Annotated in this window: 20 protein-coding genes; 4 read left to right on the plus strand and 16 right to left on the minus strand. The window is 53.4% G+C overall.

Annotation, left to right across the window (positions count from 1 at the left end; all coding sequences use genetic code 11):
• Nucleotides 1-81: 81 nt before the first annotated feature.
• Genes C2I18_RS09840 through C2I18_RS09850 form a run of 3 tightly spaced genes read right to left on the minus strand, consistent with a single transcriptional unit; the run spans nucleotide 82 to nucleotide 3,358 of the window.
• Complete coding sequence (locus C2I18_RS09840) at nucleotides 82-1,245, minus strand: ABC transporter permease (RefSeq protein ID WP_249901007.1); 1,164 nt, start codon at nucleotides 1,243-1,245, stop codon at nucleotides 82-84.
• Nucleotides 1,238-2,407, minus strand: a complete 1,170-nt coding sequence (locus C2I18_RS09845; protein ID WP_249901008.1) for an ABC transporter permease — start codon at nucleotides 2,405-2,407, stop codon at nucleotides 1,238-1,240. Before C2I18_RS09845 ends, C2I18_RS09840 begins: the two co-directional genes overlap by 8 nt.
• Nucleotides 2,408-2,422: 15 nt before the next feature.
• On the minus strand, nucleotides 2,423-3,358 hold the full coding sequence (locus C2I18_RS09850; RefSeq protein ID WP_249901009.1) for an ABC transporter ATP-binding protein: 936 nt from the start codon (nucleotides 3,356-3,358) through the stop codon (nucleotides 2,423-2,425).
• A 175-nt stretch (nucleotides 3,359-3,533) separates the two neighbouring features.
• Here C2I18_RS09850 and C2I18_RS09855 point away from each other — a divergent pair, with 175 nt between their 5' ends.
• Complete coding sequence (locus C2I18_RS09855; RefSeq protein ID WP_249901010.1) at nucleotides 3,534-4,688, plus strand: sensor histidine kinase; 1,155 nt, start codon at nucleotides 3,534-3,536, stop codon at nucleotides 4,686-4,688.
• 36 nt (nucleotides 4,689-4,724) lie between these two features.
• Nucleotides 4,725-5,381, plus strand: coding sequence for a response regulator transcription factor (locus tag C2I18_RS09860; protein ID WP_249901011.1), 657 nt, complete (start codon nucleotides 4,725-4,727; stop codon nucleotides 5,379-5,381).
• Nucleotides 5,382-6,359: 978 nt separating this feature from the next.
• Here C2I18_RS09860 and C2I18_RS09865 read toward each other — a convergent pair.
• From C2I18_RS09865 to ftsE, 5 genes are all read right to left on the minus strand, one after another.
• A complete protein-coding gene (locus C2I18_RS09865; protein ID WP_249901012.1) occupies nucleotides 6,360-7,670 on the minus strand; it encodes a PDZ domain-containing protein in 1,311 nt (436 codons plus the stop codon).
• Nucleotides 7,671-7,854: 184 nt separating this feature from the next.
• Nucleotides 7,855-9,321 (minus strand): S41 family peptidase, encoded by a 1,467-nt coding sequence (locus C2I18_RS09870; RefSeq protein WP_249901013.1) that lies wholly within the window; start codon nucleotides 9,319-9,321, stop codon nucleotides 7,855-7,857.
• Nucleotides 9,322-9,452: 131 nt separating this feature from the next.
• Nucleotides 9,453-10,760: a murein hydrolase activator EnvC family protein gene (locus C2I18_RS09875; RefSeq protein WP_249901014.1), complete on the minus strand. Its 1,308-nt coding sequence runs from the start codon at nucleotides 10,758-10,760 to the stop codon at nucleotides 9,453-9,455.
• Nucleotides 10,761-10,811: 51 nt separating this feature from the next.
• On the minus strand, nucleotides 10,812-11,726 hold the full coding sequence (ftsX, locus tag C2I18_RS09880) for a permease-like cell division protein FtsX (RefSeq protein WP_249901015.1): 915 nt from the start codon (nucleotides 11,724-11,726) through the stop codon (nucleotides 10,812-10,814).
• Nucleotides 11,716-12,402 (minus strand): cell division ATP-binding protein FtsE, encoded by a 687-nt coding sequence (gene ftsE / locus C2I18_RS09885; RefSeq protein ID WP_249901016.1) that lies wholly within the window; start codon nucleotides 12,400-12,402, stop codon nucleotides 11,716-11,718. Before ftsE ends, ftsX begins: the two co-directional genes overlap by 11 nt.
• Before the next feature lie 427 nt (nucleotides 12,403-12,829).
• Between ftsE and C2I18_RS09890 the strand changes: the two genes are divergently transcribed.
• Together C2I18_RS09890 and C2I18_RS09895 are read left to right on the plus strand one after the other, a co-directional pair.
• Entirely contained in the window at nucleotides 12,830-14,263 is a 1,434-nt protein-coding gene (locus tag C2I18_RS09890; protein WP_249901017.1) for a VanW family protein, read from the plus strand.
• Nucleotides 14,264-14,461: 198 nt separating this feature from the next.
• A complete protein-coding gene (locus C2I18_RS09895; protein WP_249901018.1) occupies nucleotides 14,462-14,878 on the plus strand; it encodes a CBS domain-containing protein in 417 nt (138 codons plus the stop codon).
• 54 nt (nucleotides 14,879-14,932) lie between these two features.
• On the opposite strand, the gene C2I18_RS09900 is transcribed toward C2I18_RS09895, so the two are convergent.
• From C2I18_RS09900 to gspE, 8 genes are all read right to left on the minus strand, one after another.
• The gene (locus C2I18_RS09900) at nucleotides 14,933-15,538 is read right to left on the minus strand and encodes an IseA DL-endopeptidase inhibitor family protein (RefSeq protein ID WP_249901019.1); all 606 of its coding nucleotides are present in this window, start codon (nucleotides 15,536-15,538) and stop codon (nucleotides 14,933-14,935) included.
• 208 nt (nucleotides 15,539-15,746) lie between these two features.
• Nucleotides 15,747-16,403, minus strand: coding sequence for a type 4a pilus biogenesis protein PilO (pilO, locus tag C2I18_RS09905; RefSeq protein ID WP_249901020.1), 657 nt, complete (start codon nucleotides 16,401-16,403; stop codon nucleotides 15,747-15,749).
• On the minus strand, nucleotides 16,387-18,015 hold the full coding sequence (gene pilM, locus C2I18_RS09910) for a pilus assembly protein PilM (protein ID WP_249901021.1): 1,629 nt from the start codon (nucleotides 18,013-18,015) through the stop codon (nucleotides 16,387-16,389). The genes pilO and pilM overlap by 17 nt, the downstream gene beginning before the upstream one ends.
• A gap of 16 nt (nucleotides 18,016-18,031) precedes the next feature.
• Nucleotides 18,032-18,781, minus strand: coding sequence for a prepilin peptidase (locus tag C2I18_RS09915; RefSeq protein WP_249901022.1), 750 nt, complete (start codon nucleotides 18,779-18,781; stop codon nucleotides 18,032-18,034).
• Between the two features lie 272 nt (nucleotides 18,782-19,053).
• Nucleotides 19,054-19,527 carry a type II secretion system protein gene (locus C2I18_RS09920; RefSeq protein ID WP_249901023.1) on the minus strand — a complete coding sequence of 158 codons (474 nt, stop codon included), beginning with the start codon at nucleotides 19,525-19,527 and terminating at the stop codon, nucleotides 19,054-19,056.
• Between the two features lie 131 nt (nucleotides 19,528-19,658).
• Nucleotides 19,659-20,867, minus strand: coding sequence for a type II secretion system F family protein (locus tag C2I18_RS09925; protein WP_249901024.1), 1,209 nt, complete (start codon nucleotides 20,865-20,867; stop codon nucleotides 19,659-19,661).
• Nucleotides 20,854-21,915: a type IV pilus twitching motility protein PilT gene (locus tag C2I18_RS09930; protein ID WP_249901025.1), complete on the minus strand. Its 1,062-nt coding sequence runs from the start codon at nucleotides 21,913-21,915 to the stop codon at nucleotides 20,854-20,856. Before C2I18_RS09930 ends, C2I18_RS09925 begins: the two co-directional genes overlap by 14 nt.
• An 18-nt stretch (nucleotides 21,916-21,933) precedes the next feature.
• Nucleotides 21,934-23,598, minus strand: a complete 1,665-nt coding sequence (gene gspE, locus C2I18_RS09935) for a type II secretion system ATPase GspE (protein ID WP_249901026.1) — start codon at nucleotides 23,596-23,598, stop codon at nucleotides 21,934-21,936.
• Nucleotides 23,599-23,635 lie beyond the last annotated feature (37 nt).

Raw genomic sequence — 23,635 nt, forward strand, 5'->3', positions numbered from 1 at the left:
GAATGCATCCAGAATACCAAAAGCCTTCCCAACCGGGAAGGCTTCTTTGTGTACTCTTCTGCGCCGCGCACCCTGTGCAGGTTAAGCGCTGACTCCCGCCTCGTTAGGCCGGAGAATGGCAGAGCCAACCGCCAGAAGGACCGCAGCCATCAGGCCCAGCACGGCAAAGGGCAGCCACAGCTCATTCCAGCCTCCGCCGGCCGCTGCGATATCCACCGCCTGAATGGCCCACTTCTGCGGTGTGAAATTGGCCGCCTTCTGCATGTATTCCGGCATGATCGACAGCGGCCAGAAGCAGCCGCCCAGCATACAGGTCGGTGTAAGGATCAGCGAATTAAGCAAACCGGCATTATTCGGGTTGCGGATCAGGCCTGCTACGGTGCCCGCGATGCCCATTGATACCAGTATGAATGCCGCCAGGATCAGGAAATACAGGTACATCGGAACCTCATAGTCATAACGCAGCACCCATTTGCCCAGCACCAGCACGACCGCAATCTGAATCAGGCCGACAATAAAGCTGCCCAGAAAATTACCCAGGGCAATCTCGTAAGAACGGACCGGCGCACTGAACATTCTCATCATGGTCCGGCGTTTGCGGTCATCCATAATCAGAGAGACGGTACTGGTCACCAGACTCATCAGGAACATCAGAGTCATGCCGGTAATGACTCCGAGCGTCTGGCGCGGATACAGGTTGTAATCCGTGCGGATGCTTCCTACATGATGCTCTCCGGCCCGCTGCAGGATAGCAGCGAACTCTGCCAGCTGCTCCGTTTCCCCTGCACTGCCGGCAGCTTTTACGGTCGCGGCTGCCGACATCATCTCCCGCGCGATGGCGTCGGCCTTCATTTTAACGAGAATGGAACCCTCAGTAGCTCTAAGCTCATACACGGTTACCTGCGGCTGACTGCCGCTTAGCAACGCCTCCGTATAATCCGCCGGAATGAAGAGGCCTGCCGTACCCTTTTGTGAAGTGACATTCTCTTTCAGTTCCTCCTCGCTAATGTTCTCCACAAGCTTGTAATCCCCATTCTTCGCAAGCTCTGAGATCAGATGCTTTCCGCCTGCACCACGGTCCATGTTGCTGTACAGCAGTGTGGCCGCTTCACCGGACATCCCTCCGGTCACTGAAATAATTGCAGACACCACGACGGCCGGCAGCACTATAAATACAAGCAGCCCTTTGCGGGAACCGATTGCCCGTTTGACCATATTCCAGCCGATTGTCATTATATTATTCATGGTAACCCACCTTCCGGTAAGAGAAAATGACGCCGCTAAACAGCACCAGGCCAATCAGCAAAATCACCAGCAGATTAGGTACAATCTGATCCAGCGGCGCATGCAGCATCATCCGGATGATGGCCTGCATAACCCAGTGATTAAGGGTATAGGCTCCCACACTATCCACCCATTCTTCAGGCAGCGGGGCCATGCCTCCGCTAAGAAAGGTCATGACTACGGTGACCACATTGATAACGTTGTTGGCGCCGGCTTTTGTCTTGCTGAATATGCAGACGAGAATCGACAAAGTCATGGAAGCGATGATCATCAGCAGACAGAACAGGATCAGCAGGCCCGGACGGTTGCCCCAATAGACACCGAACAGCACATCGGTGCAGATGATAATCACCGCGCACTGTAAAACCGTAATGATGCCGACGCCCAGCATTTTGCCAACGAACAGCTGCGAACCTTTCACCGGCATCGAGTTGAGACGGAACAGCGTATGATTGTCTTTTTCACTAAAAAGGGACTGGACCACGGTTAGCCCGCTGTACAGCAGGAACATCAGCAGCATGGCAGCGGCATAGTATTGGGAAGCGGTATAGGTTCTGCCGCCGTTATTGAGCTCACCTGTCTGTACGGCCGGCTGTTCACCGGGAACAGCTAACGATACAGCAAGTGCTTCAGGTCCGAGCGTCAGCGCAGCCGCCTGCCTGTAATTAATTGCACTGAGAAAATTATCAAATACGCTGCCGGCAACGGTGTTTTCGTTATGTTTTTTGCCGAGGATAAATTCAAGCTTTGCTTCCCCGCCGCTCTGTACTTTATGGTCAAAGCCCGCCGGTACAATTACCGCATAACCGTATTTTCCTGTACGCAGCCCGCTTTCCGCTTCCTCCCGTGTCGCCGTGTCCTGGGGATTGATGTATTTCTTAACTTCCTCAGACTTCACAAAAGCCGCTATCATTGCAGAACCTCCGGTATCTGTGCCGTCCGAATTAACGACCGCCACCTTGACCGGATCTACCGATTCATCGCCTTGTACGCCAACCACTCCGGACAGCGAAGCTCCCAGCAGGAAAATCAGCACCACCGGCAGCAGGATCATATTCAGCAGCCAGGAGCGGGAACGCAGCAGCCTGCGCAGCTCAAAGGTCATAATGGTCCAAATATTCATATCCATTCTCCCCCTCTAATCCCGTAAGGTCCGTCCGGTCAGGCTGAGAAACAGCGTTTCCAGATCCGGCTCCTCAATGTGCAGGGAGTTGATGCTTCCCTCATGCTTTGCAAAAATAAACAGGATATCCTGAAGCTCACTTTGCGAAGAGGGCAGGTATAACTCCACCGTATCCCCGGAGGCTTCCACCCGGCTGATCCGCGGATGCAGCCCAAGCTCCTGCAGCAGTGCAGGCGTAATATGGGCTGCCTTAACTACGATTTTTTCTTCATGGGCAACTCTTTCCCGCAGTTCCTTCTCGGTACCGCAGGCAATGATATGGCCTTTATCCATAATCGCCACCCGGTCGCAAATCGCCGCTACTTCCTCCATGTAATGGCTGGTGTAAATAATCGTCGAGCCCAGTTTGTTCAGCGCTTTGACCGATTCCAGTATATGATTGCGGGACTGCGGATCAATCCCTACAGTCGGCTCATCCATAATGATCAGCTTTGGACGGTGCATAATGGCACAGGCGATATTCAGCCTTCTTTTCATCCCGCCGGAGAAGGTGGACGGTTTTTCTTTGGCCCGGTCGCTAAGACCGGTAAAAGCAAGTGCTTCCTCTGTCCGCTCCTTGAGCAGATTGCCGCGAAGCCCGTACAGCTTGCCGAAAAATCTCACATTCTCCGCTGCAGTAAGCGTCTCATAGAGCGCCAGGTCCTGCGGGACGAGGCCGATTCTTTTTTTGACCTCAAGCGGATGCTGGCTGACGGCCAGCCCGTCAATTACAATTTCCCCCGAGTCGATATTTAGCAGGCCGCAGATCATACTGATCGTTGTGCTTTTTCCCGCGCCGTTAGGTCCCAGCAGCCCGAAGATCTCCCCTTCTTCGATTTTAAAATTCACATGATCCACGGTCAACTTCTGGTCATACCGTTTGACCACATCCTTCAGCACCGCAAGTGTCATCTCTTTCATCTCCCCTGTCGCTTGAGCTTCTATGTATGTATTGTAGCGTACGGCAAGATGCGGGGAAGGTACGAAAGGTCATTTGTTGAAGGTGACAAAAGTCATCTCCTGAACACGAGGGGGAATATGCTAAGATAATCAGAGAAACAGCACTCAAGAAAGCGTGGTTTCGACATTGACCAGAGAACTGAAGATTTTGCGCTACGGACTGATTCTGGCGCCTGCTGTGATTTCAATATATATCTACGACATAGACTACGATTACTTTACCCTGCACATCCTGCTGCTCCTGCTGATAGCGGCGCTTGGCCTGCGGCTTCCAAAGCCGCTGATCCTGCCGGCTGCTGTTCTGGAGCTGCTGTTCACCTCGTGGCTTTGTTACCGGTACGGCGCACTGCTGATATTTCCGGCGATTGCGGCAATGCTGCATTACACCCGGCTGAAGCCGAGGTTTCTTTCGGTGTTATTGGTGCTGGTTCATATTGCCGTACTAAATGCCGCCTTCATCCATTCTCCCCCGCAGGTAATTGCGTATATGAATGTTACTTTTCTGCTGGCTGCCGCGCTGAATGAGCTATTGTACCGGACCGGCCGCGGACGCGAAGATACATTGTTCCTGTATGACGAGCTGCGCAAAAAGCATTTCGAGCTGGAGGAGGCCCGCAACCGTCTGCAGCAGTTCACTTCACAGGTGGAGAATGCTGCGCAGGCGGAGGAACGTGTGCGGATTGCCCGGCAGCTGCATGATGATATCGGGCACCGGCTGATCCGGGTCAAGATGATGGCCGAAGCGGCAGTGCACACACTCCCGGTTGCCCCGGACGCCGGAATGATTATGATGGGCCAGATCCGCGACCAGCTCGCCGCCAGCATGGATGATATGCGTGCAGCAGTCAAAAAGATCAACTACACTCCGCAGCTCGAAGGCGCTTATGCGCTGGACCGCCTGCTGGAGGAAACCGGACGGGATACCGGAGTACAGACGATGTACAATGTGCAGGGATTACCTTATCCGCTGTACCCCAGCCTCCAGATCGTGCTCTATAAAAATGCAAGGGAAGCCATTACGAACGCCCTGAGGCACGGTAAAGCGACAGCGGTTTCCATATCCCTTACATACAGTCATCACGAGATCTGCATGGAGGTCGGCAACAACGGAAACGTTCCTGACGGAGTACAGCTGAACAGGCTGCAGAGCAGCGGAGGGATGGGGCTGCAGGGCATGTATGAACGCACCCGGCTGGTCGGCGGATCACTTGCGCTGCAGGCCGATCCTGGGTTCTGCGTCATTACCCGGCTGCCGGTTTACAGGCAAGGAGAAATCCACTAGCATAAGCAAAACGATGATAAGGAGACCTGCATCCAGATGATTAAAGTAGTAATTGTTGACGACGATCCGTTTATCCGTGAGAGCCTGAAGGTGCTGGTAGCATTGGACCCGGACATCGAGGTCACCGGCACTGCGGGGGACGGCCACGAAGCCGTGTCCCTGCTCCGGGAGCTGCCGGCTGCTGATGTTGTGCTGATGGATATAAGAATGCCGAACTGCGGCGGTGTTGAAGGCACCAGGCTGATTAAGGAAGCCTGCCCTCAGGTATCTGTGCTCATGCTGACCACCTTTGACGATGATGAATATATCATCGAGGCGCTGCGTAACGGGGCCAGCGGTTATCTGCTGAAGAATATCCCGCCGGACCGGATTATCCAGGGGATCAAAACGGTACACGAAGGCAACATGCTGATCCATCCCGACATTGCCCGCAAGCTGGCCGGCTTTCTGCAGCCTGCCGCCCGCGCTGAAGCCGCACCGGGCGCGGCGCTGGCTTCCTACGGGCTCACCAAAGCCGAGCAGTCCGTAGTCGCCGCCATCGCCAAAGGGTACACCAACAAGGAAATTGCCGCAGAGCTGTTCCTGAGTGAAGGAACCGTCAAAAACTACATCACTGACATCCTCGGCAAGCTCGGCCTCCGCGACCGGACCCAGATCGCGATCTTTTATTTGACGAATCAGCGGGAGGGATGAGGCTTACGGCGGGATGAGCCGGGGCTGGGCTTAGGATGTGAGGCGCTAAAAGGATGTAACAGGATAGACCAGTCGCTGAGATGTTGCTATCGGTGTGAGATAAGTCGAGGTAGGCCATGGCGTTAAGTCGATGGTGATGGCGAAATGAGCCGGGGCTGGGCTTGATGACGCTGATGGCGGATGAGCCGGGGCTGGACTTGATGACGCTGATGGCGGACACAGTTGGTCTCTCAGCTTAAAAATTGATATCAAAAGGCCTGTGTTCCGCAGATGGATGCGGGTCACAGGCCTTTAGTGTAACAGCTAATTTCAGCAGTATGCATAACGTGGTCACATGCAGGTTCCAGGTTAACATGTACAACCTGCCGCCCCACACCACATTATGCTGTAGAGGTTAAACCAGAGAATTAGTTATTCCGAAGACCCTCCATCAGCAACCTGTCACTATTCAGAGCAACGACAGCTTGTACACAAACTTATTGGCGGCTTTAAGGTGGCGCGATCCAAGCCCTTTCCGCAGACAATTCGCGCATGATCCACACACTCTCCTTGGACAGTCTGCGTACGATCCGCACACGGTCCATGCAAACCCACGTTTGTGCATAACCGAATGTAGAATCAGTGTAAAAGTAACCATACTTTGGCTCTAACGGACCCACGATCCGTTATGGACTCGAAAACCGGGAATTAGCTAAGCTAACGGACCGTAGGGGCGTTATTTGGCGAAAATCCACCCAAACTCGCTTCAATGAGAGGCGATAAGGGAACTACGGTCCGTTAGCCTGATCATTGAGATAAATATCAAGAGATAACGGATCTACGGTCCGTTAAAACTGCATTTGGAGCGTTCATTATACTCCGGGTGGAACTGGCGTTATTCACGGACTGCCAGCAGATCATCGGCCTATCATAAATCAGTTTCCATCAGCTTCAATCAGCTTCCATTTCCATTAGCTTGTGCCAGCTTATCATCTTATATCAGCTTCCGGCCGGCTCCTGTTTCGTGTCCCCGGCAGCCGGCTTGGTCCGGCTGAGGCTGGTCGGCGGCAGGCTGCGGCTGCGTGTTCCCGTCTTCATACCGATGATGCTGAAGATGTTGGACGGCTTCGCCTCGGCTGTCACCAGACCGTCGGGGTCCGGCACCAGGATCATGCCGAGCTGGTGATGATCGCCGTCATAAATCGGGCGCTGCAGATACTTGCTCTCGCCCGCCCGGTTCTGCACCTCCAGCTTGCAGAACGCCGGGTTCATGCGCAGCGCCTCATGCAGCTGCGCAGCTTCGGTCAACAGGACCCCGTTGACCTTCAGCAGGATCTCGCCCGGCAGGATGCCCATCTCCTGGGCGGGGCTGCCCGGCAGCACGGCCAGCACCTTGCGGCCGGCCGGGGGATGCACGAAGATGGGGCTCAGGCTGCGCTCCTGCAGAGCGCTGTACCAGCTGAGCCCTTCGTGCAGCAGAAGAGCTGCGAGCGCCGCGACCAGCGTCAGCGGGCTCCACCAGGCGGCAAGTGCGGCGAGGCCCAGCAGGACGCTGCTGTAAATCAGCAGCTGTCCGGCTGTGCGGGCCGCCTTGCGCTCTGGAAGCATGCTCTGGGTCATCCCGCTAAAGCCGATGATGACCGGCAGGGACACCACGCCAAGCCCGCCGCCCAGCAGCGGCTGCCATGGCAGGTCGCCGGTTCCCGTTCCGGCGGGAATCAGCAGGAACAGCGGCAGCGGCCAGAAGGCTTCCAGCCTGTAGCCGCCGACGACCTTGCCGCGCTTCCCGGCGAGGAAGAGCGGCGTGGCCAGGCGCGCGCCCTGCCAGCGCGCAAGCAGCGCCTCCGCGAGATGGAGCAGCCCGGCAAGGATCAGCAGCGCGGGGATGTCCATCCCGCGCAGCGCACCTATGGCAGTGCCGAGGAAGCCGCTCTGCCCGGATTCCGGGAAGAAATTCAGCACAAACTGTACAATGCCCAGCACGCCTATCGAATACGCGAAGCACAGATACCGCACGCGGAATAACATTAATACCAGGCTGGTCACCCAGATGCAGCCGACTGCGGCAGCCGGAAGCGATACGCCCAGCGCCACCGCAGCCAGCGATACCGGAAGGCCGACAACCAGGCCGCTCCACGCGGTACGCCAGGTCTCGCGCCCCCAGCTGTGCAGCTTGACATGGATCAGCTTCCGCTCCAGCAGCACCTGCCTTCTGTAATACAATGCAATAAAGATTAGTGCAATATAGTAATAGGGCTGGATCAGCAGATGTATGACTGCTGTCCCCCAGCTCATTAGCAGATCTGTCATACCATTCAAACCGTCGTCACACTCCTTTTACCGCTGCTGTGAATTCTAACGGGTATAGGCTAGATTATTTTGTGAAAAAAGCCCGATAAAGAGCTGTATATCATGCGTTACTTGGGCAATTTGCGGGTCCTCAATACATCCCGCGAATTCTGTCTAGAAAAAAAGAAGGCTGAGCTCAGCCTTCTTACTTGTTCGACGCTGCTTGTTGGATCTCCTTCTGCAGCTCTGCGATTCCCTTGTTCCGCTGGTTGTCATTGGCCGGGTCCTGAATGACCTTGATCAACGCCAGTTCCAGCGCTTCCGCGGTCTTGGCGTCAATAATACCTGTCGTCTGCAGCTTGGATTCACTCTGGAATTTCTTGACCGCATTCTTCGTGCCGGTATCGAAATATCCGTCCTTGCGGCCGGGCTTGTAACCCAGACCGTCCAGCATAACCTGGGCATTCTTCACGTCTGTACTGTTCATATTGAACTGCAGCGTCACACTTTTGTTAATCGGTGCTACCGAGAAATAATCCGGCTGGGACACGGCGATATCCGGCTCGATGCCTTTACCGTGAATCCATGTACCGTCCGGCGTCAGCCATTTGGCAATCGTAATTTTCAGCAGGCTTCCGTCACCGAGCTGCTTGTCGAAGCTGGTCTGCACCGTGCCTTTACCAAAGGAATGCTCACCGATCAGCTTGGCTCCCGCCGACTGCTGCAGTGCTCCGGCCAGAATCTCCGATGCGCTGGCGCTGCCTTTGTTCATCAGCACAACGACCGGATAATCCTTCTTCGAGCCTTTGGAGGTGCTGATCTCGCGCGACTTGTCCTTGTTCTCTACCTGGACAATGGTTTTGCCCGAAGGTACGAACTGTTCCGCCATCTCAATGACAATCGGCAGCACGCCGCCGGGATCATTGCGGACATCGATAACAAGCCCCTTCATGCCCTTCTTCTCCAGATTAGCCAGCTCTTCCTTAAAGCGCTCACCGGTATTCTGGGAGAACTGGGTCACTTCGATGACGCCGATCCCGTCCTTCTCCATCGCCCCATATACCGTCTCAAGCCTTACATCATCTCGCTTGATGACAAATTTGAGCGGTTCTGCAGAACCGGTACGCTGAATTTGCAGTGTCGCTTCACTGCCCTTGGGGCCGCGGATTTTGGCGACTGCGGCATTCAGCTCCAGCCCCTCCAGGGATTCCCCGTTGACCGACAGAATAACATCCTTGGCCTGGATGCCGGCTTTCTCGGCAGGTGAGCCTTTGATCGGGGATACAACAACAACTTTGCCGTTATCTGAGGAGACCTCGGCGCCAATTCCCGAGAAGGAGCCTTCGATGCTCTCCTCGAATTGTGCAGCCGTCTCTTTGCCCATATAGTTGGAATAAGGGTCACCCAGCGCTTCCATCATACCGTTGATAGCACCGTCTATCAGCTTGTCCCGGTCCACAGTCTCAATATAATTGCCTTCGATCAGACTCAGTGCGGTTCCAAGCTTCTGCGATTCCTTATCCTGCAGGCCTCCGGTCTGCAGCACTGCTGCCAGCCCCTCACCCGCAGCTTGTCCAAAAACATGCGCATATCCGGTCACACCCAGGGTCAGCAGGCTGCCGCACAGCAAGGCGGCGACAATCATAAAGGCCGCTGTGCTTTTCTTTAACATGATGTTCCCACCGTCCCTTCTTGTCTAACCTGTATACCATTTCTGTTAACCAGTATTGCTCCGTTCTGCAAAGAACGGTATCTCTTCCAGTATATGCCGCAGAGCCGGTTTCTATTAATAAATGTCCAAAATTACAGGTAAGGCATCGGATTAACGGTTCTGCCGTCCACCCGTACTTCGAAGTGCAGATGCGGTCCTGTAGACCGTCCTGTGGATCCTGATTCGGCAATGATCTGGCCTCTGTCTACCTTCTGGCCCACGCTTACTTTCAGACCGCCCTCACGAATGTGGCCGTACAGTGTCCATACGCCGCCGCCGTGGTCAATAATAACGCAGTACCCGTACCCGCTCCACCATTCCGATACAAGCACTGTACCTGAATCGGCTGCATGGATGCTGGTACCCTGCGGAACTGCAAAGTCGACACCGGTATGCATTTTGCCGACTTCACCGGTTACAGGATGCGTCCGCTTGCCGTAGCCCGAAGAGATGCGCGCGGAGCCTACAGGCATCAGGAAAGGTCCATCCCCGCCGGAGTAGCCCGAATCTGCCGAGCTTACACTGCTGCTTGAAGCTTTAGCCTTAGCTTTGGCTGCTGCAGCTGCTTTCCGCGCCGCTTCCGCCTTGGCTGCCGCTGCTTTGGCCGCTGCTGCTCTGCGTGCAGCCTCTTCCGCTTTGATCTGATTCTTCTGCTTCTCGAGCGTGGAACGTTCGCTGGCTAACTGCACCAGCTTGGCATCCTGCTCTGCACTGAGGATATCGGTTTGCTCGATCTCTTCATCATAATAGGCAATAAGCTCCTGCTTCTCAGCTTCCTTCTCCTTCAGCACACTGCGCTGGGATTCCAGATCAGTATACAGCTGCTTGGCCAGGGCATATTGCCCTTCGAGCTCCTGCTTCTTTGCGGTCACTGTCTCTTTGTCCTGCTTGTGCTGTTCCAGCAGATCCTGATCCTGATCTACGATCATTTTGAGCGAATCCGCCCGGTCAAGAAAATCGGAAAAACTGGTCGAAGACAGCAGCACATCCAGATAAGACACTGCACCGTCGGTATACATCAGTCTTACGCGTGACTCCAGCAGCTTCTCACGGGAAGCTACCCTTGCCTCTGCATCATCCAGCTCGGCTGCTGTAATATTCAGCGATTCTTCCGTGCTGGCAATTTTACCGGAAATGGTGGTCATCTCACCTTTTACCTGGGCGATCTGATCCAGTACGTACTGGAGATTCAATGTAGTCTTATTCTTGTAGTGCTGGGCCTCCTGATTGCGGGCCTCGGCTTTTTCCTGTGCTGCTTTGGCTGCTTGCACCTCTTGCTGCAGCTTCTTCAGCTGCTGGTCGATTTCAGCAACACTTGTCTTCTTGGCATATCCGTCAGAGGGACCTACTAAAGTGACAGCAAGCAATGCAACAGCCAGTCCGGCGGCAATCTTCTTCAACTCGCACTCCCCATCCTTTGTTCACAAATATTATTTATAATTCCGTTACCTTTACACCTTCAGGAACTTGCGGATCGATACGGTACTGCCCCATACACCGATCAGCACGCCGAGGCCGACCAGCAGCCCGACCAGCATAATCCAGATATCTGCAAAAGGTACAAGCTGCAGGCCCAGCATCGGATCACCTTTCACGGATGAGGACAGGCTGTTGTAGCCTAAGTACAGCATCCCCGATGTAATTAATGATCCGATCAGGCCGATCAGCGCACCTTCAATAAAAAACGGCCAGCGGATAAAATAATTCGTCGCCCCTACCAGCTTCATAATGCCGATCTCCTTACGGCGGGCCAGAATCGTTACACGGATCGTGTTGGAAATCAGGAACATCGACACCAGTGCGAGTCCTGCGACAAAAATAAACCCGATATTGCGCACAGCCTTCGTAATCTTGAACAGCGTCTCCACCGAACCCTTGCCGTAATTGACTTTATAGATCGGCTGTTCTTCGTGGATGTTGTTGAGGTTTTCTATTTTTTCAGCCACGAACGGTACCGTAGTAGGTTCTACAACCTCCACCAGCAGCTTGTCCGGCAGCGGATTATTATCTACGTCAAAGCCTTCCAGCAGCTCGGCCGCATCCGGCCCCATATCTTCACGGAACTCTTCAAGCCCCTGCTCTTTGGAGACAAACTCGACTTTGCTGACCTCCGGCATGTTCCCGATTTCAGTCTGCACCGTTTCACGCATAGCCTGTTCGGTGTTCAGCGTCAGATGCACATTGATCTGCACCTGGCTGTCCGCCTTGTCCGCTATGGAATTCACATTAAGCACAAGCAGTATAAATACACCCAGCACGAAAAGAGAGACGATGATGGACGTGATGGAAGCCACCGACATCCAGCCGTTGCGGAATACGTTTTTGAAGCCTTCCCGCACATGCCGCAAGAAGGTTTTAAAACTCATAACCGTAATCCCCTCTCACCTGGTCTCTGACAATGTTGCCGTTCTCGATGGCCAGCACCCGCTTGCGCATTTTGTTGACAATTTCCTTATTGTGGGTAGCCATGACAATGGTAGTCCCGCGGAAGTTGATTTCGTCAAGGAGCTGCATAATTCCCCATGAGGTCTCAGGATCCAGATTGCCTGTAGGCTCGTCCGCTACAATAACTGAGGGGTTATTGACGATGGCACGGGCAATGGCGATCCGCTGCTGCTCCCCGCCTGACAGCTGTGAGGGCTCACGGTTTGCCTTGCTGCGCAGGCCGACGAGGTCCAGCACCTCATTCACCCGCTTCTTGATGACCTTCTTCGGCGCTTCAATAACCTCCATGGCAAAAGCGACATTCTCATAAGCCGTCAGCTTCGGCAGCAGCCGGAAATCCTGGAACACCACGCCGATGTTGCGGCGCACGTAAGGAATCTTGCGCGGCTTAAGCTTGCCGATATTAAAACCGCCTACAGAGATCTGCCCTTTGGTCGGTGTTTCTTCTCTATAAATTAATTTCATAAACGTAGATTTACCTGCGCCGGACGGTCCGACGATATATACGAATTCATTGCGGTCAATCTTGACGGATACACCTTGAAGCGCATGGGTTCCGTTCGGATAGGTCTTCCATACATCCTGCATTTCTATCATTTTTACACTTCCCGAATTTGACATATATTCCACTTCGCGCTGCCTTTCGACAGCAAACCACGCAGGCTTCCATAAACTGCATGATTTATCGCAGGCGTATCTATTGTAACAAATTCGTAACCGCTTGAGTACCCGAAAGTTTTACAAGAGTATTACATATCCCTCTAACAGAAAGAGATTTCCCCCTATTCTTAATAGACTGTTTCACTTTTTCCGGGAAATATTAGGACAGATTGTCCGGTGTACAGCATATAGATTCCTTATATATAAAAAAGCATCCTGCGATGCTTCACGTGCCTTCAAAGGATGCCGTCTGCCGGATAATGGTGTGCCTATTTCTATATATCGGCAGCAGAAGCATATAATTGAGTTTTGGCTATCTTTAACTGCACAGCAGGCTTACATTGTCACGGAAGGAGATCATTTTATGAAAAAAATCCATGCCGCCCTCATCGCAGCCGCCGCCCTTCTCCTGGCCGGCTCGCTGCTTGCCGGCGGACTGTACATATACGGAAGCCGGCAGACGCTGCCGGAAGGCACCGTCATTGCAGGCTGGGAAATCGGCGGAATGGAATTTGCCGAAGTCCGCAGCGGACTGGATAGTCGGCTGGAGTCGCTGGAGTCGCTTCCGCTTGTCCTGAAGGCGGAAGGAAGCGCAGACCTTACCCTCACCCTGAAGCAGGCCGGATTCACCTATGAAGCAGAGGACTTCCTCCGCGGATTGAATGAGCTTGCAGATGGCAGCCTGTATGACCGGATCCGGGCACGGAGAACCTTTGCACGCAGCTGGAATATCGGTGTCCATCTGGAAACCGGGCAGCTGAAAGGCAGGCTGGGCCCGGACTGGGAGAATGAAACGTTCGGCATCCCTATAGATGCTGAGCGGCGCATTACAGCGGATGACCGTGTAGTCTATACAAAGGAAACGACCTCTTTTCAAGTGGATTGGCAGCAGCTGGAGTTGCTCCTTCGGACGGCTATGCCAGGCAGCTTAAGTGCAGCCACTACAGGCACAGGGCAGTCTGCAACGATTACGCTGGAAGTCCCCCTGACTGTGAAGGAGCCTGCTGTCACCCTTAAAGCGCTGCAGGACCAGGGGATCGAGCGAAAAATAACACAGTTCAGCACCTCGCTCGGCGTTAGCGGCCCCGGACGGACTTTTAATGTCGAAGCCGCAGCCAAAGCCGTAAACGGGACGATCCTGCCGCCGGGGGCTGTCTTTGATTACGGCAAAGCCATTGAAAAAGCTCAGGCCCGATACGGATTCCGGGAAGCGCCGGTCATTGTGGACGGCAAGCTTACGCCCGGCACAGGCGGCGGCATCTGCCAGGTCTCCAGTACACTGTATAATGCCGCCATCCGAACCGGTTTGGAGATCGTAGAGCGCCGGAATCATTCCCTGCCGGTCAATTATCTGCCCAAGGGCCAGGACGCCACTTTTGCCCAAGGCTACATTAACTTCCGCTTCCGTAATAACACCGGCAAATATCTGATTATCAAAGCAGCTGTCCAGGGACGGACGTTAACCGTCAAGCTGTTCGGCACTTTTCCCAGAAATGTAACCTACTCCGTCCAGTCGCGGACTGTCGAAGTGCTGCCGCCCGCCGATAAGTATGTAAGTGATCCTTCCCTGCCTCGCGGCGGCACACGGGTGCTTCAGAAGGGCAAAACCGGTTACGTGGTCGAGACCTACATTACCCGCTATGTTGACGGTAAAGAAGTGGAGAAGAAAAAACTCTCCCGGGACGTATACTACGCCCAAAAACGGGTCATCGCCATTAACCGCGGAGGCATGAGCCAGACCGTCCAGCCACAGCCCACGCAAAAACCGCTGATAGAGGACGGGGTCCGTGGAGGCTGATACAGGATTCAGGTTCAATTGGAATGCAGAAGTCAGCGCAAAAAACGGCTGGATCTTCCTTACACTGAGGAGGATGCAGCCGCTTTTGTCTGTACAGATATTTAGTTTATTTTACATTGCCGTTACCTGGGTGGTCACCGCAGTTAATATAACAGCTGTACGCTGGAATCAGACTAACATTTGAAAGGAAGATCCGACATGAGCACAATATCTGTCTCCGGGTTATCTGCAATTCTGCGCAGCGCCCCATCCGTATCCCTTTCCCATACCTGCCGTGAAACCCTGCGCGTCATGTTCCAGCATCCGGAGTCCAAATGCATTGTGGTCTGCAACCCGTCGGACGAGCCGGCAGGACTGCTGATGAGCGAACGTTTCTTTTTAAAGGCCACCGGACGGAAGGGTACTGGGCACTTTTACAGGGAATCTGTAACGAAGCTGATGAACCGTGCACCGCTGACTGCAGACATTTATGCCCCGCTTGCCTCTTTATACGAAGAAGCGATGAGACGTCCGGATGTCATGAAGAATGATTGCATAATAATTACGGATAAAGGTAAATTCACCGGAGTCGTCTATCCTTCGGATCTCAGAGACAGCATTTGCCAGCTCCCCTAAAGTCTCTCCTCTTCAGCCATTAGCCCCGGCTCTGTTATACAAGTGGTTTCGGTCTTAGAAAAGGGTATCCGGCGACATATCGATTCTCCAGTACCCGTTCACCTTCTTAAGCTTAACTTCGAACAGCTGTTTATCCCCTTGGCCTCCGGCTTGCGGCACACTCAGCTCAAATACGGCAGCAGTTGCAGTCTTGGACAGCATTCTTGCCGTGGCTTTGCCGTAATCCAGCTGATTGCCTAAATCGGCGTTAACCTGAGCCATTCTTCCGTTCTGCTCCAGGAACTGTGTCTGCACATAAAAAGCAGCGGCGTTGTGGGTAAAGCCTCTTTTTATGTAATTCATCAGCTGCTGTTTCGTGCCGAGGTCACTGGAGAGGTAGCGGTATTCCGTTCCTTTATATTGAAAAACTTCCGGCTGGAACGTATTCCCTCCCTTATGCGAATAATCATACAGCTTCTTGGCATGCACCACCAGCGGAATAACGCTTCTTGCTGTCAGGTTATTGATCGTTGCAGGACCCTCTTGTCCCGGCAAGGATGCAGCCACAGTTCTCACCGCACTGCTCCCTGTAAACGGCGAAGCCGCCATTGCCCCGCCCCCTGCAGACACCAGCCCCATAGCCAGGGCTAACGAACCAACCATCCATTTCTTTTTGCTCATCACAATTCCTCCTTATTATACTGCTTACGTTGTAGGTTGCATCTGTTCTTGCGGCAGCGATAAGTACTATATAAGTTACGGCAGCCTGTAAGCTAAAATACCCAATACCTATAGGAATGAAAACGGATTTTTGTATAAAAAGGGTACAAAAAAACGGCCCCGCTGGGAGGCCGAATAGGAATGTACTTTAAAATGTAAATAATATACATTAGTTGTCAGCATATGCAGTAGAAGCAGGATCTCCGGCAGCCATTGGCGCATTTTCCGTTTCCGTATCCGCTGCATCTTCGAAGTAGGCGGTGAACGAAACGTTCGCTGTAATAATACTTGAGCTTCCCTGTCCATTGCCGCCCGCCGACGAACGCTGGAACGTGAACGAGTCGACATTGACAATGCGGGGCAGTGACTGAAGTGCAAGCAGCCAGGCGTTCACGCCGGTATAATCACCTTCCACGACAGCCGTCATATTAAGCTGCTTAACCGTAGGATACACCACCGTGCTGGATTCAGTCATGACTTGTATCGGATTTTGTTCGCCGACGCTGAAGCCAATATCCTTCAACCGGGTTCCGGTAGCGGAACCGATGGCGCGTAAATCCAGAATCAGCTGCTCGCTGTTGTCCCCTTTGGGAAGCTGGGCCAACAGTTCTGCTGCCTCTGCCTCCTGGGAAGTGTCAGCCATCCGCTCATCGATTTTACTCTCCAGCAGATTGTTCTGCTCATTTAACTGGCTGAGCTGCAGTTCCTGATCCTTGAGCTCCTGATTGGCCGGCTGCAGGCCCAGCATAAAGAAGGCGAACAGCAGCAAAAACAGAATTAACAAGCCCAGCACAATAGGTGAACGGTATTTATTGATTTGTTCCACTGCCATCCTCCTCTCCAGCGGCATTTTGGCCTTCGCCTTCGCCAGCCGTTCCGTTACTGCCTGCAACTTTCACCAGATTCACATGATAAACTGCAGTGTAGGCTCCGTAAGCACCGGCTCCTCCCGCCGACTCGGCTGCAGTATCCCCTTCCGTCAGCTTCTGGATCTCGGCGCTTGAGGTAAAGGACATCTTCCGCAGGTTAGCCAAATACATGGAGGCCTCCTCCATGCTAGCAACTCTTACCGTAAGATCGATGGAGGTGCGGTACGTATAATTAATGTTCCGCAGCAGGCTGCCCGGCGGCAAACCGTAGGCCAGTTCGTTCAGCACGGACACGATATTCATTTTATACGTAAGAATTTCATTGATGGCCGCTCTTCTGTTCAGCTGCCCCGATGTTCCGTTTAACTTAGCAAGTTCAGCCTGCAGCATCAGGGAACGGTCCTGTGCCCCCTGAATCTGCTGCTCATTATTGGCGATTTGTCCTTTATCCGCTGCATAAAAAATACCGGTTCCTATCGCACCGAGCAGCCAGATTCCAACCAGTGCGACTGCGATGTAAGGGAACAGGACAGCCTCGCGGTCTTCCCGGGGCAGCAGGTCGATCGTCAGAAGCTGGCTGCTTCGCAGCGCCGCACCTGCCGCAACCCGGTAATCATTCAGCTCAGGGTCGGAAATGCCGCCGTCCGCAAGCTGCTCCAGTCCGGTCGTGGATACCTCGAGCTCTGTTAAGGACTGATTTAATTCCTCATACAGCTGGTTACGGATATGCCGCGGGCCAGCGATCAGCACGTTCTGAATTCTTGTGCTCCCGTCATGAAGACTGTATTGGTAAAAGTTCAGCATCCGGGAAATCTCGGCGGTGATCTCTACGATCTGTCCCGTCGTCAGCAAATCCTCAGTAAATTCGGAGGCTGCCGCCGCTTCCTTCGCATACCCTCTATCCGGATGAAAAGCAGGCTGAATTCCACTGTTCAGGTCACCCTGGTTGATGGTCCGGATAAATACCGGGTTGCCGCCGCGGAACATATAGACATCCAGGACTGAACGCTCGACGTTGATGACCATGGTTTCCTCGAACCCGGCATGCTGGCCAAGCGTCAGGCCGCGGGCAAGAGCGGTCGCGGCAATCTCCACACTGCCTACGCGCAGGCCTGCACCTTCCAGGACATCTATATAATCCTGAATCGGCTTGCGGGGCGCAGCGAACACCAGTAAATGGCTGTTCTCCTCATCGACCTCGATCGTGACATAATCATAGACCGGGCTCTCAAAAGGCAGATGCAGCCCCGTCTCCACTTCCAGCTTCACCAGCTGCTCCACCTGCTTCGGGTTCGTGCTGGGGATACTCATTTTGCGGATGATGATCTGTGACGGCGGAATGGAAAGGGCGACCCGGCTGCCGCGCAGCCCTTCCTTTTTCACCCACTGCTTGACGCTCGCAAGCAGCGCTTCGCTGTCGGCAATCTGATTTTCCACGATCATGCCCGGCGGAAGAGGAAGGTAACGCTTTTTGCGGACTTCCCATGACTTTTTGTTCTTTAAGCTGATGTAGCGGATTCCCGTCTGCTCAATCGCAAGACCGGCCGCAGGATTCTGAAGTCCAAGCATATGAGCTATAATCCTCCTAATGGATAAGCGAGAGATACCCGCTGATAATCTGTGAGCCGTAGCCGTAAGCAAGCAGCGCTCCTACAGCAAGCCAAGGGCCAAAGGGAACCGGCTGTCCGCGCTTAACGGTACCCGTCAGCTGCAGCGTACCTCCAACCAGCGTACCCAGCAGACAAGCCGTCAAAAAAGCGAGCAGCACGCCCGGGAAGCCGACAACCAGCCCCAGCAGTGCGAACAGCTTGACATCGCCCATGCCCATTCCGCCGAACCAGGCGAACAGGAAAATCCCCCCGCCTCCTACGACCGCCCCCAGCAGGTAAAGCCAAACCGGGCCATCGGCGTTCAGCAGAGTGAGCACAAGCAGGAGCGGTGCAAAAAAGAGCAGTACTTTGTTCGGAATCAGCATATATTTGAGATCTGCTACCGTTACGATCACGGCCAGGCTTGCCAGCACCACCGCTGTTAATCCTCTGACGGTAAGCCCGAACTCCAGATAGGACCACAGGAACAGCAGTCCGGTCGCTAATTCTCCAAGCGGATAAAGCACGGACACTTTGGCACCGCAATGTCTGCACCTGCCCCGGCTGAACAGCCAGCTGAATACCGGCACCAAGTCCCTCGCCTTCAGGCGTGTCCCGCATCCGGTGCAGTGCGATGGCGGATGGCTCAGCGATTCCCCGGCCGGCACCCGCAGCGCAACGACATTATAAAAGGAGCCCAGAATCAGTCCGAGCAGCGTGATGTAAATGGCGATAGTGATGGTCATGATCGTTTCCTTTGTGTGGGATGGTAACTCTAAAAGAATACTGCCGGGATGGGAGGGAACTGCAGACATTTGGGCTTCCGGCCGCTGTTGTTTTCGGATTTCAGGAATGAATAAGCAGGGGTAGAAATCCGAAAACAAAGGCGGGCGCTCCCGCTCCTCCAGCTCCAAATGTCCTCCGTTCCCGGCATCCTGGCAGGATTACTTTTAGTTTAGTTGTGTTGTAAAAAAGGAATCGGAATGGTCCGATTCCTTAATTATAAGTGAGGATTCTATTAATTTTTCTTGGCACTTAATACTTCACTAGCACTAAAGCTCGCTGATGAGGCGGATGTCCCGGTTCCCGTAGTAAAAGACACTGCTCCCGTTGCAGTCGTTCCTGAATTGGCTAGTTGACCTTGATCATTAAAATTAACTGTTCCCCCTGTGATTTCAGCTTTTGTACTTGGGAGTGTGATTGGATCATCTAGATAACCAGCCTCCTGCATTTCATCAATTGTAACTCCCCCAGCTGCGTTAAAGTCGCCATCTTCTTCACCAATTACATACAGTCTGGCTGCGTCATAAACTTGACGGGCAGTTGCTACATCTGCATTGTCCTTAGAATTATTAATAATATTCCCGATCAACGGAATCGCAATAACCGCAATAATCCCCAAAATAACGATAACCGCCAAGAGCTCAATCAGCGTAAATCCCTTTTGTCCTTCTTCTTTATTCAATCTCTTTTTAATAGCATTTGCCAACATGTGTTTTCCTCCTAAAATAATATAATGAGTGGATGACTACCTACTTTTCTTAGTTGCTTTCAAATCTCTTATCTCGTCAGTACGAAGGTTACCTTCCCCCGCCCGGCGTCACCCCTCTCACAATAGTTCCTTTATGACATATTGCTATAAAGACTAAACATCGGCAGCATGATCGCCGCCACAATTACCCCGACAACTCCCGCCAAGAAGGCAATCAGCAGCGGCTCCAGCAGTGACTTCAGCCGGTCGACTGTATTCTCGACATCCATTTCGTAGAAATCAGCTACCTTGGACAGCATCGTATCCAGCGCTCCGGTTTCTTCCCCGATAGCGATCATCTGCGTGACCAGCGGCGGAAATACCCAGGCTTTCTTCAGCGGTTCGGATAGAGGTTTACCTTGTCTGAGCGAATCACCAGCGCTTCGGATATATTTTCCGATTACTTTGTTGCCGGCAATTTCTTCAACAATCGTCAGCGACTGCAGAATCGGTACCGAACTGGCATACAAAGAGGAGAATGTCCGGGTGAACTGGGCAATAGAACCCTTTTGGTTCAGCTTTCCGAACACCGGCACCTTTAGCTTCGCATAGTCCAAGGCATAGGCGCCCTTCTCCGTACGCTTAGCAATCTGGAAAGCAGCAATAATGATGATCACACCAAGCGCCCAGAAGTACCACTGCCCCTGAATACTTTTACTTAGGGCCAACACCATCTTCGTAATTGCCGGCAGCTCAGCGTTCATCGACTCGAACATCGTTACAAACTGAGGAACAATCGCCCACAGCAGATAAATCACCGCAGCTACCGCCATGACGGCAACGGTGACCGGGTACATCAGTGCGGATTTGATTTTCTCGGTAGTCGTATGCTGCTTCTCAAAATACATCGCCAGCCGCTCCAGCGTCCCTTCCAGGTCACCGGATTCTTCCCCCGCCCGCACCATACTGACGAACAAGGCCGGAAAAATCTTTTTGTGATCCAGCACAGCCTGCGAGAAAGCTACCCCGCGCAAAAGGCTTGAGCTGACATCCTGCAGTGCTTTGGCCAGCGGCTTGCTTTCCGTCTGCTCAGCCAGAATCCGGTTGGCATCAACAATGGAGACACCTGCACGAATGAGAGTTGCGAACTGGCGGCAGTAAATAATGAAATGAATCGTTTTAACGGGATTCCCAATGTAAATATCCATCGACAGGATGGAATTCTTCTGTTCATTCAGCGAAAAAACGGTAAGCCCCCGCTTGCGGAGCTCCTCCATCGCCGACGGCTTGTCCAGCGCAGTAAGCTTGCCTTTGAGCTGTTTGCCGGCCGATGTCTTGACCTGATACTCAAATTGCGGCATCGGATTTCACCTCCGCAAGATAGGCTTTGGCGGCAGCCGGTTCGATGAGTCCCAGACCCAAATAGTCGCGGATGCTCATATCCAGCGTATGCATCCCCTGAGCTTTGCCGGTCTGCATAATATTCTTGATCTGGTGTGTCTTCTCGCTCCGGATCATGTTGCCGACCGCAGGCGTATTGATCAGAATCTCGGTCGCACAGAGCCTTCCCTGTCCCTGGGACCGGGGGAACAGCCGCTGTGAGATCACCGCCAGCAGAACGGAAGCCAGCTGCAGACGAATCTGATTCTGCTGATGCCCCGGAAAAGCGTCGATAATCCGGTCGATCGTCTGCGGCGCATCGGAGGTATGCAGAGTGGCCAAAACCAGATGACCTGTTTCCGCTGCGGTCACCGCTGCCGAGATCGTCTCCAGATCCCGCATCTCTCCAAGAAGAATGACATCCGGGTCCTGGCGGAGCGCAGCCCGCAGGCCATTCGAGAAGCTCGAAGTGTCGTTTCCGACTTCTCTCTGATCAATAATGCAGGTTCCATGGCTGTGCAGAAATTCAATCGGATCTTCCAGTGTGACAATATGCTTGCGCTCACTCCGGTTCATATGATGGATCATCGCCGCAAGTGTCGATGACTTGCCGCTGCCTGTCGGACCTGTTACCAGGATCAGGCCCTGCGGCTTCATCGCCAGCGAGGATAGAACCGGCGGAAGCGCCAGACGTTCCAGGGTCGGGATATCCGCAGGAATGCTGCGGGCAGCAATACTGATGCCGCCCCGCTGGCGGTATACGTTCACGCGGAACCGGGCGCCTCCTTCCAGCGGATAGGAAAAGTCATACTCCCCCGCTGCACGGAACCCGGGCTCTCTGTCCGGTCCCAGCAAATCCAAAGCCATTTGTTCTGCTTCGCCGGGTCCGACCACCGGGCCTTCCACGTTCTGAAGCTTGCCGTCGATCCGCAGCACAGGAGGCGCACCTACGGAAATGTGTAAATCGGATGCTCTGGAGGAGTACGCCATGTGCAGCAGCTGTGCTATATTTCTGGTTGAAAGCGGCATTTATGTCTCCTCCTCGTTTTAATGGGATACCGTCTCACGCAGTACTTCCTGCAAAGTGGTCATCCCTTGGGATACCTTCAGCAGACCATCTTCCATCAGCTGGACCAGGCCATTTTCTCTGGCGGCAGTGCGCATTTCTTCCACTGAAGCCGAATCTGTAATCAACTGACGCAGCTGATCATCGACGCTCATCACTTCATGAATGGCGATCCGTCCGCGGTAGCCGGTAGAGTTGCAGCTTCCGCAGCCTTTGCCCCGGTGAAGCATATCAGCCCGCAGGCCATACCTTTCCAGCAGGATGGCTTCCTGAGGGGACGGCTTATAGGTTTCCTTGCAATCCGTACATATTTTGCGTACGAGCCGCTGAGCGACGACACCAATTAAAGACGAAGCGATCAGGTAAGGCTCAACGCCCATATCGCGCAGCCGGGAGACACTGCTCACAGCATCGTTCGTATGGAGCGTAGACAGCACCAGGTGACCTGTCAGCGAAGCTCTGACTGCAATTTCCGCAGTTTCTGTATCCCGGATTTCCCCTACCATTACAATGTTGGGATCCTGACGGAGAATGGAGCGCAGACCGGCCGCAAACGTAAGGCCGATCGCCGGGTTAACATGTACCTGATTGATGCCTTCCAGCTGATATTCAACCGGATCTTCAACGGTAATGATGTTGACACTTTCCTGATTAAGCTGGTTCAGTGCCGAGTACAGCGTGGTCGTCTTCCCGCTTCCCGTCGGTCCTGTAATCAGCAAAATCCCGTAAGGACGGCTGATCATTTCCTTGAATGACACGGCATTGCTGTCACTAAATCCCAGTGTATCGACTGATTTGACGCCCGTGCTGAGATCCAGCAGCCGCAGTACGATTTTCTCCCCGTGCATCGTCGGCAGCGAAGAGACACGGATATCGATCATTTTGTAGTCGAACTGCATCTTGATCCGTCCGTCCTGCGGAAGACGCCGTTCGGCAATATTCAGACGGGCCATAATCTTGAGCCTTGCAGTAATAAAGCCCTGCATCTGCTTCGGAATCAGCCGTTCAGTCCGCAGCGTACCGTCGACCCGGTATCTTATCGCCAGATTATTCTCTCCGGGGTCAACGTGTATATCGGATGCCCGTAGCTGAACCGCCTGCTGAATCATCTGGTTAACAAGCCGGACGATTGGTGAATCCTCGTCGGTAATTTCCGTCTCTTCAATTTCTTCCTGCGTCGGCAGCTCGACAAGCATCTGGTTCATGGAGTCACGCATTCCGTAATGGCGGGCAATCGCGCGCTGCAGCTCATCTCTGGTAGAGATCGCCGGCTCGATCCGGAAGCCTGTGCTCATCCGTAAATCTTCTATTGCAAAATAATCCAGCGGATCCGCCATGGCCACCATCAGCTTCCCGCCTTCTTTCATAAAAGGAAGAACCTGATAGCGTTTGGCCATGCTTTCCGGAATAATCTGTGTGATCGCCGGATCGATCTGATATTTAAAAAGACTGACATGTGGAATGCCCAGTTGGAATTCAAGTACCTCTATCAGCTGCTGCTCTGTAATATAGCCTTGCGAGATCAGCAGGTCACCAAGCTTGCGTTTGGATTTGCGCTGGTCTGCCAGCGCCTCCTGAAGCTGTTCCTGCGATATAATCCCATTTTCTACAAGCAAGTCTCCAAGTCTCTTCTTAACAATTGCCAACTTCAACTCATCTCCATGCCATGTAGTGTATGTATGG

This window comes from Paenibacillus sp. PK3_47 (genome assembly GCF_023520895.1).
Classification (GTDB): domain Bacteria; phylum Bacillota; class Bacilli; order Paenibacillales; family Paenibacillaceae; genus Paenibacillus_AQ.